This is a genomic window from Scandinavium sp. (genome assembly GCF_051650185.1).
Lineage (GTDB): Bacteria > Pseudomonadota > Gammaproteobacteria > Enterobacterales > Enterobacteriaceae > Scandinavium.
Map to the genome: position 1 here is coordinate 45909 of NZ_JBOFIN010000125.1, position 15426 is coordinate 61334.

The 15426-nt window shown below is 58.6% G+C and carries 14 protein-coding genes; 11 read left to right on the forward strand and 3 right to left on the reverse strand.

From position 1 onward, the window contains the following. Nucleotides 1-95 precede the first annotated feature (95 nt). The 5 genes from phnC (at nt 96) to dbpA (ending at nt 5241) form a co-directional block, all read left to right on the forward strand. A complete protein-coding gene (gene phnC, locus ACRCWW_RS16470) occupies nt 96-938 on the forward strand; it encodes a phosphonate ABC transporter ATP-binding protein (protein ID WP_438683357.1) in 843 nt (280 codons plus the stop codon). 47 nt (nt 939-985) lie between these two features. After that, nucleotides 986-1924, forward strand: coding sequence for a phosphonate ABC transporter substrate-binding protein (phnD, locus tag ACRCWW_RS16475; RefSeq protein ID WP_438683358.1), 939 nt, complete (start codon nt 986-988; stop codon nt 1922-1924). 59 nt (nt 1925-1983) lie between these two features. After that, a complete protein-coding gene (phnE, locus tag ACRCWW_RS16480; protein ID WP_438683359.1) occupies nt 1984-2850 on the forward strand; it encodes a phosphonate ABC transporter, permease protein PhnE in 867 nt (288 codons plus the stop codon). Then, the gene (gene phnE / locus ACRCWW_RS16485) at nt 2847-3728 is read left to right on the forward strand and encodes a phosphonate ABC transporter, permease protein PhnE (protein ID WP_438683360.1); all 882 of its coding nucleotides are present in this window, start codon (nt 2847-2849) and stop codon (nt 3726-3728) included. Before phnE (ACRCWW_RS16480) ends, phnE (ACRCWW_RS16485) begins: the two co-directional genes overlap by 4 nt. A gap of 139 nt (nt 3729-3867) precedes the next feature. After that, nucleotides 3868-5241, forward strand: a complete 1374-nt coding sequence (gene dbpA, locus ACRCWW_RS16490) for an ATP-dependent RNA helicase DbpA (protein ID WP_438683361.1) — start codon at nt 3868-3870, stop codon at nt 5239-5241. Between the two features lie 111 nt (nt 5242-5352). Here the strand turns inward: dbpA and hutU are convergent, their stop codons facing one another. Together hutU and ACRCWW_RS16500 are read right to left on the reverse strand one after the other, a co-directional pair. After that, nucleotides 5353-7038 carry a urocanate hydratase gene (gene hutU, locus ACRCWW_RS16495; RefSeq protein ID WP_438683362.1) on the reverse strand — a complete coding sequence of 562 codons (1686 nt, stop codon included), beginning with the start codon at nt 7036-7038 and terminating at the stop codon, nt 5353-5355. A 141-nt stretch (nt 7039-7179) separates the two neighbouring features. Further along, entirely contained in the window at nt 7180-7722 is a 543-nt protein-coding gene (locus ACRCWW_RS16500; protein ID WP_438683363.1) for a HutD/Ves family protein, read from the reverse strand. Between the two features lie 208 nt (nt 7723-7930). On the opposite strand from ACRCWW_RS16500, the gene ACRCWW_RS16505 reads away from it, so the two are divergent. The 6 genes from ACRCWW_RS16505 to ACRCWW_RS16530 all read left to right on the forward strand — a co-directional run bounded on the left by ACRCWW_RS16505 (nt 7931) and on the right by ACRCWW_RS16530 (nt 13973). Then, a complete protein-coding gene (locus tag ACRCWW_RS16505) occupies nt 7931-8776 on the forward strand; it encodes a transporter substrate-binding domain-containing protein (protein ID WP_438683364.1) in 846 nt (281 codons plus the stop codon). 12 nt (nt 8777-8788) lie between these two features. After that, nucleotides 8789-9508 carry an ABC transporter permease gene (locus tag ACRCWW_RS16510; RefSeq protein WP_438683365.1) on the forward strand — a complete coding sequence of 240 codons (720 nt, stop codon included), beginning with the start codon at nt 8789-8791 and terminating at the stop codon, nt 9506-9508. Nucleotides 9509-9517: 9 nt separating this feature from the next. Next, a complete protein-coding gene (locus ACRCWW_RS16515; RefSeq protein WP_404656802.1) occupies nt 9518-10249 on the forward strand; it encodes an ABC transporter permease in 732 nt (243 codons plus the stop codon). A gap of 1 nt (nt 10250) precedes the next feature. Then, complete coding sequence (locus ACRCWW_RS16520) at nt 10251-11045, forward strand: ABC transporter ATP-binding protein (protein ID WP_404656803.1); 795 nt, start codon at nt 10251-10253, stop codon at nt 11043-11045. Then, complete coding sequence (locus ACRCWW_RS16525) at nt 11042-12538, forward strand: HAL/PAL/TAL family ammonia-lyase (protein WP_438683366.1); 1497 nt, start codon at nt 11042-11044, stop codon at nt 12536-12538. Before ACRCWW_RS16520 ends, ACRCWW_RS16525 begins: the two co-directional genes overlap by 4 nt. Nucleotides 12539-12599: 61 nt before the next feature. Continuing rightward, nucleotides 12600-13973, forward strand: a complete 1374-nt coding sequence (locus tag ACRCWW_RS16530) for a purine-cytosine permease family protein (RefSeq protein WP_438683420.1) — start codon at nt 12600-12602, stop codon at nt 13971-13973. Between the two features lie 67 nt (nt 13974-14040). Here ACRCWW_RS16530 and ACRCWW_RS16535 read toward each other — a convergent pair whose 3' ends face one another. Next, nucleotides 14041-15405 (reverse strand): serine/threonine protein kinase, encoded by a 1365-nt coding sequence (locus tag ACRCWW_RS16535; RefSeq protein ID WP_438683367.1) that lies wholly within the window; start codon nt 15403-15405, stop codon nt 14041-14043. Nucleotides 15406-15426: the final 21 nt, after the last annotated feature.

The window sequence follows — 15426 nt, forward strand, 5'->3', positions numbered from 1 at the left end:
CGTCATCTTCATCTGTTTATCGTTTTTCTGTCATTAAAGCGTCACGCGCAGCGTTGTTAATAACCCACGACGAATTCAGGCTACGTGGAACCGATATGAACAACGCACGCGCACTCTTTTCCCTGAACGATTATCCGACCTTGCCGCAAATCACGGGCGTCCAGCAGCGTAAAGTGCTGAGCGTGAAAAATTTGTACAAATCGTACAACGCCAGCCAGCCGGTGCTGAATGATATTAATTTTGACCTGCATGCAGGTGAAATGGTCGGGATTGTCGGGCGCTCCGGCGCGGGGAAATCCACGCTGTTGCACGTGCTTAACGGCACCCATAGCGTGACCTCCGGTGAAATGCTGAGCTACCCGGAAGTGGGCATGCCCCATGATGTGTCCGGTCTGCGCGGTCGCGCGTTAAATCAATGGCGTACAGAATGCGGGATGATTTTCCAGGACTTCTGCCTGGTGCCACGTCTGGACGTGCTGACCAACGTGCTGTTGGGCCGCCTGAGCCAGACCTCGACGCTGAAATCTTTATTCAAAGTGTTCTCCGATGACGACCGCGCACGCGCCATTGCGCTGCTCGAATGGATGAACATGCTGCCGCACGCCTTACAACGTGCTGAAAACCTTTCTGGTGGGCAGATGCAGCGCGTCGCCATTTGCCGGGCATTAATCCAGAACCCTTCCATTCTGCTGGCCGATGAACCGGTGGCCTCGCTGGATCCGAAAAACACCCAACGCATCATGAGCGTGCTGCGCGAAGTGAGCGAGCAGGGCATCAGCGTGATGGTTAACCTGCACTCTATCGAACTGGTCAAAACGTACTGCACCCGCGTGATTGGCATCGCGCAGGGGAAAATTGTGTTTGATGACAGACCGGAGCTGCTGACTCCGGATGTTCTGCACCAGCTGTATGGCGACGAAGTCAGCCAGCTCCATTGATTCTCTTCACCAACGTTTCTCAACATAAGACAACACGGGCAAAGATAATGACTAAGCACATGACGAGCGCATTACGATTTTCCGCATTGATGGCAGGGCTGCTGGTGGCATGGCAGGCAACGGCTGAGCAACCAAAAGAGCTGAATCTGGGGATTCTGGGCGGGCAAAACGCCACACAGCAAATCGGCGATAACCAGTGCGTCAAAACGTTCCTCGACAAAGAGCTGAATGTGGACACCAAACTGCGCAACTCTTCTGACTACTCTGGTGTGATTCAGGGCCTGCTCGGCGGCAAAGTGGATGTGGTTCTGAGCATGTCGCCATCCTCTTACGCTTCCGTGTACATCAACAACCCGAAAGCGGTCGATATCGTGGGCCTTGCTGTCGATGACAAAGATCAGTCGCGCGGTTATCACTCAGTGGTGATTGTCAAAGCCGACAGCCCGTACAAAACCATTGATGACCTGAAAGGGAAATCTTTTGGCATGGCAGACCCGGATTCCACCTCGGGCTTCCTGATCCCAAACCAGGCTTTCAAACAGAAATTCGGCGGCACGCCGGATAACAAATACAACAACTTCTTCTCCAGCGTGACCTTCTCTGGCGGCCACGAGCAGGACATTCTCGGCGTGCTGAACGGTCAGTTCGCCGGCGCAGTGACCTGGGCTTCCATGGTCGGTGATTACAACGACGGTTACACCGCCGGTGCCTTCAACCGCCTGATTCGTATGGATCACCCGGACCTGATGAAAAACATCCGCATTATCTGGCAATCGCCGCTGATCCCTAACGGCCCGATTCTGGTCAGCAACAGCCTGCCTGCGGATTTCAAAGCCAAAGTGGTTGAGGCAGTGAAGAAACTGGATAAGGAAGATCACGCCTGCTTTATCAAGGCGATGGGCGGCACTCAGCACATCGGCCCGGCCACCGTCGCCGACTTCCAGCAGATCATCGACATGAAGCGCGAGCTGGTTAACGCCCGTTAATCCGCCACACTTTTCTCTCCCGGCGTCATGCCGGGAGAGCGACTCTTTCGCGAGTGAACATGCTGAATACTGAATTTGAACGCTATTACCAGCAGGTCAAAATGCGCCAGACGCGTGATACGGTGACCTGGTCCGCGCTACTGCTGGTGCTCTATTTTGCCGCCGGACACGCGGCTGAATTTAATCTCATCACCATCTGGCACTCCTTGCCGAACTTCTTCGATTACATGCTGGAAACGGTGCCGACGCTGCACGGCAGCCTGCTGTTTGCCGATGCGCACACCAAAGGGTCGCTGGCGTACTGGGGTTACCGCTTGCCCATTCAGCTGCCGCTTATCTGGGAAACGCTGCAGCTGGCGCTGGCCTCCACGCTGGTGGCAGTGGCGATTGCCACCCTCCTTGCTTTCCTCGCGGCGCGTAACGCCTGGTCGCCTGTGGGGTTACGCTTCGGCATTCGTGCCTTAGTCGCCTTTCTGCGCACCATGCCGGAACTGGCCTGGGCCGTTATCTTCGTCATGGCTTTTGGTATCGGCGCGATCCCCGGTTTTCTGGCGCTGACGCTGCACACCATCGGCAGCCTGACCAAACTCTTTTATGAGGCGATTGAAAGCGCGCAGGACAAACCGGTACGTGGGCTGATTGCCTGTGGGGCCACGCCCGTTCAGCGGATGCGCTTTGCGCTGTGGCCGCAGGTGAAGCCGGTATTTCTCTCGTACGGTTTTATGCGTCTCGAAATTAATTTCCGCTCCTCAACCATTCTTGGGCTGGTGGGTGCGGGCGGCATCGGCCAGGAGCTGATGACCAACATCAAACTGGACCGCTATGACCAGGTCAGCATGACCCTGCTGCTGATTGTCATTGTGGTGTCACTGCTGGACACGCTCTCCGGGCGACTGCGTCAGCGCGTGCTGGAGGGAGCGAAATGAAGAGCTGGCAGGCGGTGACCGACACCGCACACTATCAGGAAGAACATCCGGCGCTGTTTAAGGCTCAAAGACGCTATCTGCGCCATCTGGCGCTGCTGGCGCTGGTTGTCGGGCTGTATTACGTCTGGTTTTTCATTCAGTTCGGCATCAGCTACGAACAGCTGACCACCGGGATGCAGCAGCTTGGTCGCTATTTCTTCCGCATGTTCGTCTGGCATGATTTCCTGAACTGGCCGTTTGGCTACTACTTCAGCCAGATTGGCATCACCCTCGCGATTGTGTTTTCCGGCACCATCACCGCCACAGTGATTGCTCTGCTGTTGTCGTTTCTGGCGGCGCGAAACATCATGCGTGGCCCGGTGACCAGGGTTATCGCCATGCTGATGCGCCGGCTGTTCGACATGCTGCGCGGCATTGATATGGCTATCTGGGGGCTTATCTTCGTTCGCGCTGTCGGGCTGGGGCCGCTGGCGGGTGTACTAGCGATCATCATGCAGGATACGGGGCTGTTAGGGCGTTTGTATGCGGAAGGACATGAAGCCGTTGAACGTTCACCGGGCAGAGGATTAACCGCCGTTGGGGCAAACGGTCTGCAAAAGCACCGTTTCGGCATTTTCACCCAGTCTTTCCCGACGTTTCTGGCCCTCAGCCTGTATCAAATTGAATCCAATACCCGCTCAGCAGCGGTGCTGGGCTTCGTGGGAGCCGGCGGGATAGGGCTTATCTACGCCGAAAACATGCGCCTGTGGAACTGGGATGTGGTGATGTTCATCACCCTGATTCTGGTTGCGGTAGTGATGACCATGGATGCGCTCTCTTCCTGGCTGCGACGCCGTTATATCACGGGCGTAGCGGTGCCGTTGTTCAATCAACCATGAAACGCAGGCTGGGCAGTCAATTGCGCCCGGCCTGAGTTGGTCTGCTTGAAAAAATCCCTCAGTTACGCTTCAAATGGTATCATTGCCGCCTTGATGCCAGCCTTGTGCTGTTTCCCTTCTTTTATACCGGAATACCGACGTGACCTCTTTTGCTGACTTAAACGCACTTCCTGCGGAACTTTTGACTAATCTGACTGAACTGGGTTACCTGACCATGACCCCGGTGCAGGCGGCAGCGTTACCGGCCATTCTTGCGGGGAAAGATGTTCGCGCCCAGGCAAAAACCGGCAGCGGGAAAACGGCGGCATTTGGCCTCGGTTTGCTGCAGCACATTGATGCCAGCCAGTTTAATACCCAGTCTTTGATTCTGTGTCCGACTCGCGAGCTGGCCGATCAGGTGGCGAAAGAGCTGCGTCGTCTGGCTCGCTATATGCCGAATATCAAGGTGCTGACGCTCTGCGGCGGCCTGCCGTTCAGCGTCCAGCGCGATTCACTGATTCACGCGCCGCACATTATCGTGGCAACACCGGGTCGTCTGCTCGATCACCTGAAAAAAGAGACGGTGAAACTTGATGCGCTGCAGACGCTGGTGCTTGATGAAGCCGATCGCATGCTGGACATGGGTTTTGCCGATGCTATCGACGAAGTGATAAGCCATGCGCCGGCGAAGCGTCAGACCTTGCTGTTTTCGGCCACCTGGCCAAAAGCGATTGCAGCCATCAGTACCCGCATACAACGTGACCCTGTCACGGTTGAAATTGATACCGTGGATGAGCTACCGGCTGTGGAACAGCAGTTCTACGAAGTGTCTCGTCACGGCAAAATCAGCCTCCTGCAAAAGCTGCTGAGCAAACATCAGCCAGCCTCCTGCGTAGTGTTCTGCAACACCAAGAAAGACTGTCAGGCTGTGTGCGATGCGCTGACCGACAGCAATCAGAGTGTCCTGGCACTGCACGGTGACATGGAACAGCGAGATCGCGACCAGACCCTGGTGCGCTTTGCAAACGGCAGCAGCCGCGTGCTGGTGGCGACCGATGTTGCGGCTCGCGGCCTGGACATTAAAGCGCTGGAAATGGTGATTAACTTCGAACTGGCGTGGGACCCGGAAGTGCATGTCCACCGAATCGGGCGTACCGCGCGAGCAGGCGAAAGTGGGCTGGCGATAAGCTTCTGCTCACCGGAAGAAGGCCAGCGTGCCGCAGTGCTGGAAGAGATGCTCAATATGAAAGTGGAATGGCAGCAGCCGCCAACGGGCATCAACGTCGCACCGCTGGAAGCGAAAATGGCGACGCTGGCCATCGACGGTGGCAAGAAAGCCAAAATGCGCCCAGGTGATATTTTAGGCGCGCTGACCGGGGATATGGGGCTGGACGGCGCGGATATCGGCAAAATCGACATTCACCCGATTCATGCTTTTGTGGCGGTGAAGCAGAGCGTTGCCCGCCACGCCTGGAAACAGCTCCAGCAGGGCAAAATCAAAGGCAAATCAGTGAAGGTTCGGTTGCTGAAGTAATCTTTTTTGCCCGGTGGTGGCTACGCCTTACCGGGCCTACGTGAACGGATTAAACCCCGCCTGACCGGGGCAGGTAGGCCGGGTAAGCGTCAGCGCCACCCGGCAACAGGGTTAACGGATCATCGGCAGATTAAGTTCGTGCTTTTTCGCACACTCAATCGCCTGCTCATAGCCCGCGTCGGCGTGGCGCATCACGCCAGTGGCCGGGTCGTTCCACAGCACTCGCGCCAGGCGTTTATCCGCTTCCGGCGTACCGTCGCAGACAATCACCACGCCAGAGTGCTGCGAGAAGCCCATCCCGACGCCGCCACCGTGGTGCAGGCTGACCCACGTTGCGCCGCCTGCGGTGTTGAGCAGGGCGTTCAGCAGCGGCCAGTCGGACACCGCATCCGAGCCATCCTTCATCGATTCCGTTTCCCGGTTTGGTGAGGCGACCGAGCCGCAGTCGAGGTGATCGCGCCCAATCACAATCGGCGCTTTTAGTTCGCCGTTACGGACCATTTCGTTAAACGCCAGCCCCGCCAGATGGCGCTCGCCAAGGCCCAGCCAGCAGATACGCGCCGGTAAGCCCTGGAAGGCGATACGTTCCTGCGCCATGTCCAGCCAGCGGTGCAGGTGGGCATTGTCCGGGAACAGCTCTTTTAATTTGGCGTCGGTTTTGCGGATATCCTCTTCATCGCCCGACAGCGCCACCCAGCGGAAGGGGCCTTTACCCTCGCAGAACAGCGGGCGGATATAGGCCGGAACGAAGCCCGGGAAATCAAAGGCGTTTTTCACGCCCTCATCCAGCGCAACCTGGCGAATGTTATTGCCGTAATCGACCGTCGGAATGCCCATATGGTGGAAATCCAGCATCGCCTGAACGTGAACGGCCATTGAGGCTCGCGCCGCTTTCTCCACGGCTTTTGGCTGCGTTTCACGCTCGTCCAGCCAGCGGGTCACGCTCCAGCCTGCCGGTAAATAGCCGTTGATCGGGTCGTGGGCGGAAGTCTGATCGGTGACGATATCCGGGCGCATGCCACCCGCCCTGGCGCGTTTCACCAGCTCCGGCAGTATTTCTGCGGCGTTACCGAGCAGGCCCACTGAAATGGCTTTTTTCTTCGCATTGGCGTCGGCAATCAGCGCCAGCGCCTGGTCGAGGTTTGTCGCTTTGTAATCGACATAGCGGGTACGAATGCGGAAATCTATGCGCGATTCCTGGCACTCAATCGCCAGAACCGAAGCGCCCGCCAGCACGCCCGCCAGAGGCTGTGCGCCACCCATGCCACCGAGGCCCGCAGTCAGGATCCATTTACCGCTCAGGTCGCCGTTGTAATGCTGGCGGCCCGCTTCGGCGAAGGTTTCATAGGTGCCCTGCACGATGCCCTGTGCGCCGATGTAAATCCACGATCCGGCGGTCATCTGGCCGTACATCATCAGCCCGGCCTTATCGAGTTCGTGGAAGTGATCCCAGGTGGCCCAGTGCGGCACCAGGTTAGAGTTCGCCAGCAGCACGCGCGGCGCATCGGCGTGGGTGCGGAACACCGCAACCGGTTTGCCCGACTGAATAATCAGCGTCTCTTCCGGCTGCAAGGCTTCCAGCGAACGCAGAATTTGCTCGAAACACTCGCGGTTGCGTGCCGCTTTACCGATGCCGCCATACACCACCAGGTCTTCCGGGCGCTCGGCCACATCCGGGTCAAGGTTGTTCTGGATCATGCGGTAGGCGGCCTCAATCAGCCAGTTGGCGCAGTGCAGCTTATCGCCGCGAGGGGCACGAACCGTACGGGTGAGGGCAGTCGTCTTAGGTGTGGTCATAGGGGCGCTTCCTGATTCGGTTGTTTGTTATGAAGATGTAACAACAATAAAAGCGATGATGTACAAACCTGTCTATACAACCGTGCGTATAATGCAGACCCGATCACAGTTGCTATCGTTAAACCTATTTCAAACAATGAGTTAGAAAAGAGTGATTTCTGCCAGCAGCAGCGTGGCGTCTCCGGAACAGGGTTCCAGTGGGCCCGGCTGTTCGTTTTTCCAGCTGAGACCGCCGTTTGCCTGATGGGTCTGACCGGCCATCAGCCAGCCACCCCGCAGCACAAAAGCCACGCCGCTTTCGCCCGGCGTTTGTGCGGTGGTCGCGACCCGAACCCGTGCCGAAGCCCGCCCTCGCAGAGTCATGATGTTGAAATCCATTCCTTCACCGCGAATGCCGTGAGACGAAAGCGGTAACTCCCCGGCGAATGCCCACGGCTGCCAGCATTCAAGGCGATGATTGATGCCGCCGCCGCGCAGCCACAGAGGCTCGCCCTCAATCAGCGTTATTACCCTGTCCACTCCCTCGAACAGCGAAAAGGGGCCGTCGGCGCTGAGCGTAGCGAGGCTCGCTCGCCACAGGAAAGGCGCGTCGTCTGCGTCGATTTTGACGATTTCCCGGGTTTCACCGCCGCCGTTTTTCCAGCGGGTGACCGGCAGCGACTCAAAAATAAAGGGGCTTTTCATGGCGCTAACTCCCTGGTTTTTCGCGCGTTAAGTTGCTTTAATGCCACATTTGCGAATCATTTTGATTACAAATTATTTACAACACGGCTCACAAATCCATCATTCGACGAGTGTGATGGAAAGTCAACGGTTGTATATACATGTTCTGTCATTTGTTTCACGCCACGGCTTAAGCACGAAATACGCTAATGAAATCAGGAGAATCATCATGAAGCAGCGCACCACATTTCGCGGGATCTGTCTGACCACTCTGCTTTCAGGGCTACTGCTGAGCGCAAGCGGCGCACAGGCAAAAGAGTGGAGCTCGATAACCATCGCGACTGAAGGCGGGTATGAGCCGTGGAACCTGACGCTGCCGGGCGGCAAGCTGAGCGGCTTTGAGCCGGAGCTGATGGAAAATCTCTGTCAGCGGATGAGCGTCAAATGCAGGCTGGTGGTCCAGAACTGGGACGGAATGATTGCCGGGCTGAACGCCGGGAAGTATGACGTGATCATGGACGCCATTGTGATCACCCCGGAGCGCAAGAAGGTGGTGAGCTTTACCGTCCCTTACGCGGCGACACCGGCCTCGTTCATTACCGTCAAAGGCTCGCTGCTGCCGCCTGCGCCAGCCATCAAACTGCATGACGACGAGAAAGAGATTCAGACGGCTATCGCCCCGCTGAAGGCCGCGCTGAAGGGCAAAACTATCGGTATTGCCTCCGGCACCGTGTACACGCCGTTCATCGATAAATACTTCAAAGACGTCGCCGACATCCGGGAATACAACAACTCCGCCGATGCGATCCTCGATTTACAGTCCGAACGTATCGACGCGGTGTTCGACGACATCACCTTCGCCAACTCGACGCTGGCCCGCCCGGAAAACAGCAATCTGACCTTCAGCGGCCCGCAGCTGGCCGGCCCCATCTGGGGGGAGGGCGAGGCGATGGGCATGCGTCCGGCTGATGCTGACCTGAAGGCCAAACTGGATACCGCCATCAAAGCGGCGCTGGCCGACGGCACGGTGAAAAAGCTCAGTGAGAAGTGGTTTAAAGCCGACGTCACGCCATAAGCGAGGTGCATCATGCTCAATTTTCTCGGTCTGGGAGAGGACGGCTGGGGCCGCCTGATCCTCAGTGCGACGCTGACCACGCTGCTGCTTTCCGTAGCGGCGCTGCTGGTCGGTGCGGTGGTCGGGGGCGTGATTGCCTCCGCCAAACTCTCCTCACGGGCGCCGGTTCGCGGGCTGGGCGCGGCCTATTCGGTGGTGTTTCGCGGCATTCCTGAGCTGCTGATCATCTACCTGTTCTACTTTGGCGGCTCCGGGCTGGTGTCACTTATCGGGCAGATGTTTGGTGCCGACGGCTTTATCGAAATGCCGCCGTTCCTGATTGGCGCGCTGGCTATTGGCCTGATTTCGGCCTCCTATCAGGCGGAAGTGTACCGTGCCGCGCGGCTGGCGCTGTCTGCCGGGGAAGTGGAGGCGGCGCTGGCTATCGGCATGCCGCGCTGGCGCATTCTCCAGCGGGTGATGCTGCCGCAAATTTTCCGCTACGCGCTGCCGGGGCTGTCGAACGTCTGGCAGATGAGCCTGAAGGATTCGGCGCTGGTGTCGGTAACAGGCATCGTCGAGCTGATGCGCGCGAGCCAGATTGCCGCCGGATCGACCCGCGACTATTTCCTGTTTTATCTCATCGGCGGCGGCTGCTATCTGCTGCTGACGCTGCTGTCGAACCGCGCCTTTATTCGCGCGGAAACCCGTCTCAACCGCGCCTGGCAGCGCCGTACTGCCGCCACGGCTTAAGGAGCGAACATGGTTATCGACTTTGCGTTTCTCGGCGACACGTTCCTCAAGCTCTCCGCCGCGCTGCCGGTGACGCTCGGACTGTTTGCCTGCTCGTTCCTGCTCGGCGGCGTGCTGGCGCTCGGTATTCTGGCGATGCGCATGAGCTCGTGGCGGGTGCTGAGTAGCTTTGCGCGCGGCTACATCCTGGTATTTCGCGGCTCGCCGCTGATGATCCAGCTGTTTCTGGTCTATTACGGTCTCGGACAGTTTGGCGTGATCCGCCACAGCTTTATGTGGCCGCTGCTGCGCGAGCCGTTTATCTGTGCGGTGCTGGCGCTGTCACTTTGCACAGCGGCCTATACCGCTGAAATTCTGCGCGGCGGGCTGCTGGCTATTCCGGCCGGGCAGATTGAGGCCGGACGCGCCTGCGGGATGTCCCGATTTTTGCTGCTGCGGCGAATTATCGCCCCGGTGATGCTGCGCTATGCGCTCCCGGCGTACTCGACCGAAGCCATTCTGCTGGTGAAATCCACCGCGCTGGCGAGCCTCGTGACCGTCTGGGATGTCACCGGCGTGGCGCAGCAAATCATTCAGCGCACCTATCGCACCATGGAGGTGTTTCTGTGCGCCGCCGTCATTTACCTGATCCTCAATTTTATCATCGTCCAGCTGTACGCCTGCCTTGAGCGTCGGCTGACGCCGCACACCCGTCAGAGCGCGCAAACCCTCGCGCTGAAGCCTGCGACCAAAGGAGAATAAAATGCACGAACTGCGTCCCGTCACCCTGTCGGTCAGCGGCATCCACAAATCCTTCGGCCCGCACGAGGTGCTGAAGGGTATTTCGATTGAGGCCCGCAAGGGCGATGTGATTTCAATTCTCGGGGCCAGCGGCTCGGGGAAAAGCACGCTGCTGCGCTGCATTAACCTGCTGGAAACGCCGGATGCGGGCGTGGTCAGCGTCGGCGGTGAAACCATTGAAATGAAACAGCACGCACGCGGTCATCGGCTGGCGGCGAACCCGAAGCAGATTGAGCACCTGCGCTCGCGGCTCGGGATGGTGTTCCAGAGCTTTAACCTGTGGTCGCACATGACGGTGCTGCAAAACGTCATCGAAGGGCCACACTACGTGCTGAAGCGCAATAAGCGGGAATGCATTGAGCAGGCCGAACAGCTGCTTGACCGCGTCGGCCTGCTCAACCGCAAAGATTACTACCCGGCTCAGCTCTCCGGCGGCCAGCAGCAGCGCGTGGCGATTGCCCGCGCGCTGGCGATGGACCCCGAAGTGATGCTGTTTGATGAACCGACGTCGGCGCTTGATCCTGAACTGGTGGGCGAGGTGCTGAAGGTGATGCGCAGCCTGGCGGAAGAGGGGCGCACGATGCTGGTGGTTACCCACGAGCTTGGTTTTGCCCGTCACGTCTCGAACCGCGTGGTGTTCATGCACCAGGGCAATATCGACTGCGAGGGCTCGCCGGATGAACTGTTCGGCGAACAGTGCTCGCCGCGTTTTCGCCAGTTTATCTCCAGCCACTACCAGAAGGAGACCACCCTGTGAGCGGAGCGGTAGAGTGGGGCGTTCAGCCATTACGCTGGCAGGATGTGGCGCGCGTGGCGCGTGGGAAAGCGCAACTGACTTTAAGCGACCGCGCCTGGTCGCGCATCACGCAGGGGCGGGAAATCGTTAATCTTATAGTCGCCAGCGGGCATGTAGCCTATGGCGTGAACACCGGGCTGGGGGCATTGTGCAACATCAGCCTGCCGGAAGAGCAGCTCGGGCAACTGTCGCGAAACACACTGCTGAGCCACGCCTGTGGAGTGGGGCCATTGCTCGATGAGGCGCAGACCCGCGCCATCATGTGCGCCGCCATCGCCAACTACAGCCACGGTAAATCAGGAATTTCCCCGGCTATCGTCGAACAGCTGCTGGCGTTTCTGAATCTGCAAATAACTCCGCAGGTGCCGTCGCAGGGCTCGGTGGGGTATCTCTCGCACATGGCGCACATTGGCCTGGCGCTGATGGGCGTCGGCGAGGTGGGCTGGCAAGGGAAAACAGTTCCCGCCCAACAGGCGCTGACGGAAGCCGGATTAGTGCCGATAGCACCCGGCGCGAAAGAGGGCCTGAGCCTGGTCAACGGCACGCCGTGCATGACCGGCATGGCCTGTCTGGCGCTGGACGATGCGAAGCGTTTGCTCGACTGGGCCGACGTCACCGGGGCGATGAGCTTTGAGGCATTGCGCGGGCAAATTGTCGCCTTCGATGCGGAGATTCTGGTGCTGAAGGCGAGCCCCGGCATTCAGCACAGCGGCGCAAGACTGCGTCAGCTTCTGGCTGACAGCCCGCTGCTGGCTGAAAGCGTCGGCGTACGCACCCAGGACGCGCTGAGCCTGCGCTCAATGCCGCAGGTTCACGGCGCGTGCCGCGATCAGTTTGACCACGCCAGAACCCAGGTAGAAACTGAACTCAACGCCTGCACCGATAATCCGCTGGTGCTCGGCACGCCGGAAAACTGGCGAGTGGTGTCGCAGGCGAACCCGCACGGCGAATCGGTGGCGATGGCCTGTGACCTGTTAGCGATTGCGATGGCGGAGCTCGGCAGCATGTCCGAAAGGCGCCTCGATCGGCTGGTGAATCCGCTGGTGAGCGGTCTGCCCGCGTTTCTGGTGGCGAAGCCCGGCGTTAATTCCGGGATGATGATTGCCCAGTACGTGGCGGCCTCGCTGTGCGGCGAGAACAAGCAGCTGGCGCAGCCTGCGGTGCTGGATAACTTCGTTACTTCGGCCTTGCAGGAAGATCACCTGAGCCTCGGCACCGGCAGCGCGCTCAAGCTGCAACGCCTCCTCGGCAACCTGTACCACATTCTGGGCATTGAATATCTGCTGGCGGCGCAGGCGCTGCATTTCCACGGCGAGCAAAAACTGGCTCCGGCCACGCGTAACGCTCTGGCACTGCTGCGTGAAACGGTCGCGCCATGGGAAGACGACCGCTGGCTGGCACCGGAAATCACGAAAGCTGTGAATACCTTAAAACACCATCAACCGGGATTTTAGCGAGGCATCTATGTCTTCATTTTCTTCCACCGACGAGCAGATCGGCAGCGGCAAAGGGCGCATCAGCGAGACGCGCTCGATTGATTACATCCCGGATAACGAGCGTCACGGCCATATTTTTAGCCAGTTCACGCTGTGGTTCGGCGGCAATTTACAGATAACCGCCATCGTCACCGGCGCGCTGGCGGTGGTGCTTGGCGGCGACGTGGTCTGGTCGCTGATTGGCCTGCTGGTGGGGCAAGTTCTGGGCGCAGCGGTGATGTCGCTGCACGCGCTACAGGGCCCGCGCCTTGGCCTGCCGCAGATGATCATCAGCCGTGCGCAGTTCGGCGTATTCGGCGCGGTGATTCCGCTGGCGCTGGTGTGCGTGATGTATGTCGGTTTCTCGGCCAGCGGCACGGTACTGGCGGGGCAGGCGATGGCGAAACTGCTGTCGGTGAGCAATGAGGCGGGGATGGTCATCTTCAGCGCGATAATCATCGTTATCGCTGTGCTGGGCTACAGGGTCATCCATAAGCTCGGCAAAGTGGCGAGCATCGTCGGCGTGCTGGCGTTCGCCTGGCTGTTTGTTTCCCTGCTGCTGGCAACCGATTTCAGTACGCTCGCGCAAAACAACCACTTCACGTGGGCAAATTTCCTGCTGGCGATTTCGCTGTCATCGTCATGGCAAATCGCGTTCTGCCCGTATGTGTCCGACTATTCGCGCTATCTGCCGCGCAACGTCTCCGGGAAGAAAACGTTCTTCGCGGTGTTCAGCGGCACGGTGCTCGGCACTCAGGCATCAATGACCCTCGGCGTGGTCGCCGCCGCTATCGCGGGCAGCGCGTTTCCGGGTCATGAGGTGAGCTACATCGTCGGCTTAAGCAAAAGCGAAGTGATGGCGATGGTCATCTATTTCGCCATCTGCTTTGGCAAAATCACCTTCACCACCCTGAATGCCTACGGCAGCTTTATGTCGCTCACTACCATCGTGTCGGGCTTCCGCCAGCAGGTGACGCTGAGCCAGCGTAGCCGGGTGATTTTCGTGGTGCTGATGGTGGCGATTTCGTGCGTGATTGCGCTGCTGAGCGAACCGGCATTCCTGAAAAACTTCACCCACTTCCTGCTCTTCCTGCTGGCCTTCTTCGTGCCGTGGAGCGCCATCAGCCTGTGTGATTACTACCTGATTTCACGCCAGGCGGTCGATATTCCGGCGCTGTTTGACGCCAAAGGGCGCTACGGCTACTGGAATCTGTTCGGGATCGGCGTGTACGTGGTGGGGGTCTTGATTCAGCTGCCGTTTATCGAAAACCCGCTGTTTCATGGCTCGTTGACGTGGCTGTTTGCCGGGAATGACGTGTCGTGGATTATCGGCTGGTTTGGCACCGCGCTGCTGTATACCGCGCTGCACCGGCTGGATCGGCGGGTGTTGCCTTTAAACACCGTTTATCCTTGAGGGATTGCCCGGTGGCGGCTTCGCCTTACCGGGCCTACGAGATAGTGCAGGCCCGGCATGCAATCCATTACGGCTGTGGATCCAACAACCACGTGCCCGGTTTATCAACCTTGATGTTCGCCGTGCGCGACTGGCTGCCGTTGCGCAGGGTTATTTCATACTGCCCTGGCGAAAGCTGGATGCTGGCGTAGCCGTTCACCGGCGTTGGCAATTTTTGCGTTTTGCCATTGACTTCCAGCTGCTCACCTTGCCCGACACGAAGGTAAACTTTCGCATGCCCCGCTGTGGCGAGCGGGGCGCTAATGGCTTTGGTTTTTGTTTCAGTCTTCACCGCATCCTGCACGCTTTCCACTGTTCCACTGCGACCAAAAATCAGGCCGCCGACAATCAGACCCACAACGACACCCGCCGCGATTTGCAGCGGTGCGCAGTACTGTGTCCATTTCGGTGCAACGCTGGGTTCTTCAGTTTTGGTTTCAACAGGCACCAGCATTGAGCCCGTTTGAGCCACCGGCGGCGGATTGCCCGGGTCATTGAGTGAAATACCCGCTAATGCGGCAAATTCTGCCAGCGTTTGCGGCCTGTCTTCCGGGCGCAATGCCAGCGCGCGATCAATTGCCTGTAAAAGCTCCGGCGACCATGAGCCCGCGTGGCTTTCGGCCAGTGGCACACAGTTGTCCTGAATGCTGCGCGTAACGCTGGCAGGCGGGCGAGAGCCGCTTATCAGGGTGTAAAGAATCGCGCCAAGCGAATAGATGTCAGTCCACGGGCCCGGCGGATTGTCGACATCATCAGAATACTGCTCCAGAGGTGTAAACCCAGGATGTAACAGCGTTTTATTGCTTTCGCCATTGTCGCCAGGCCCCTGGCGTAATGCGCCAAATTCAAGTAACAGCGGCAGGCCATTGTCCTGAATCTGGATGCTGTTCAGCGACAAGCGGCAGTGAATAAAGCCTTTATCGTGCAGGGCGGCCAGTGCGCCGCAAAGCATCGGCAGTAAGCGACGAACCCACGCTTCGTTGATGTTATCCGGGTGCTGCTGCGAAAACGCGCTGAGCGTCAAGCCGCTGTAAACCGGCGTGGCGGCATAAGCCGTCTCGTTGTACGTCCAGAATCGCAGGATTTGCACCACGTTCGGGTGATTCAGGCGGGCTAACTGACGCGCTTCATGAATGAAGCCCTCAAGCCCGGCGCTGAAGGCCGACTGATCCTGTTTAGTGCGGGGCAGCAGGCGTTGGGTATCGCTACGGACGGTCAGAGTGCGCGGTAAAAACTCGCGAATGGCGACCTGGCGCTCAAGGTGGTGATCGAGTGCCCGATAGACAATGTTATCGCTACTGGCATCAAGGACGTCCTGAATCTCAAACTCGTCAAAGCGATAGCCTGGCGGCAGAGCGTCGGGCGGTCGCTGTGTGTAATCGTTATCTGTCATGCTACGGCTCTTTGCTCAATA

Coding starts and splice junctions, on each gene's coding strand:
- phnE (WP_438683360.1), top strand. CDS start 2,847: ATGAAGAGCTGGCAGGCGGTGACCGACACCGCACACTATCAGGAAGAA.
- ACRCWW_RS16515 (WP_404656802.1), top strand. CDS start 9,518: ATGGTTATCGACTTTGCGTTTCTCGGCGACACGTTCCTCAAGCTCTCC.
- ACRCWW_RS16510 (WP_438683365.1), top strand. CDS start 8,789: ATGCTCAATTTTCTCGGTCTGGGAGAGGACGGCTGGGGCCGCCTGATC.
- phnC (WP_438683357.1), top strand. CDS start 96: ATGAACAACGCACGCGCACTCTTTTCCCTGAACGATTATCCGACCTTG.
- ACRCWW_RS16500 (WP_438683363.1), bottom strand. CDS start 7,722: ATGAAAAGCCCCTTTATTTTTGAGTCGCTGCCGGTCACCCGCTGGAAA.
- phnE (WP_438683359.1), top strand. CDS start 1,984: ATGCTGAATACTGAATTTGAACGCTATTACCAGCAGGTCAAAATGCGC.
- ACRCWW_RS16520 (WP_404656803.1), top strand. CDS start 10,251: ATGCACGAACTGCGTCCCGTCACCCTGTCGGTCAGCGGCATCCACAAA.
- ACRCWW_RS16505 (WP_438683364.1), top strand. CDS start 7,931: ATGAAGCAGCGCACCACATTTCGCGGGATCTGTCTGACCACTCTGCTT.
- phnD (WP_438683358.1), top strand. CDS start 986: ATGACTAAGCACATGACGAGCGCATTACGATTTTCCGCATTGATGGCA.
- hutU (WP_438683362.1), bottom strand. CDS start 7,038: ATGACCACACCTAAGACGACTGCCCTCACCCGTACGGTTCGTGCCCCT.
- ACRCWW_RS16535 (WP_438683367.1), bottom strand. CDS start 15,405: ATGACAGATAACGATTACACACAGCGACCGCCCGACGCTCTGCCGCCA.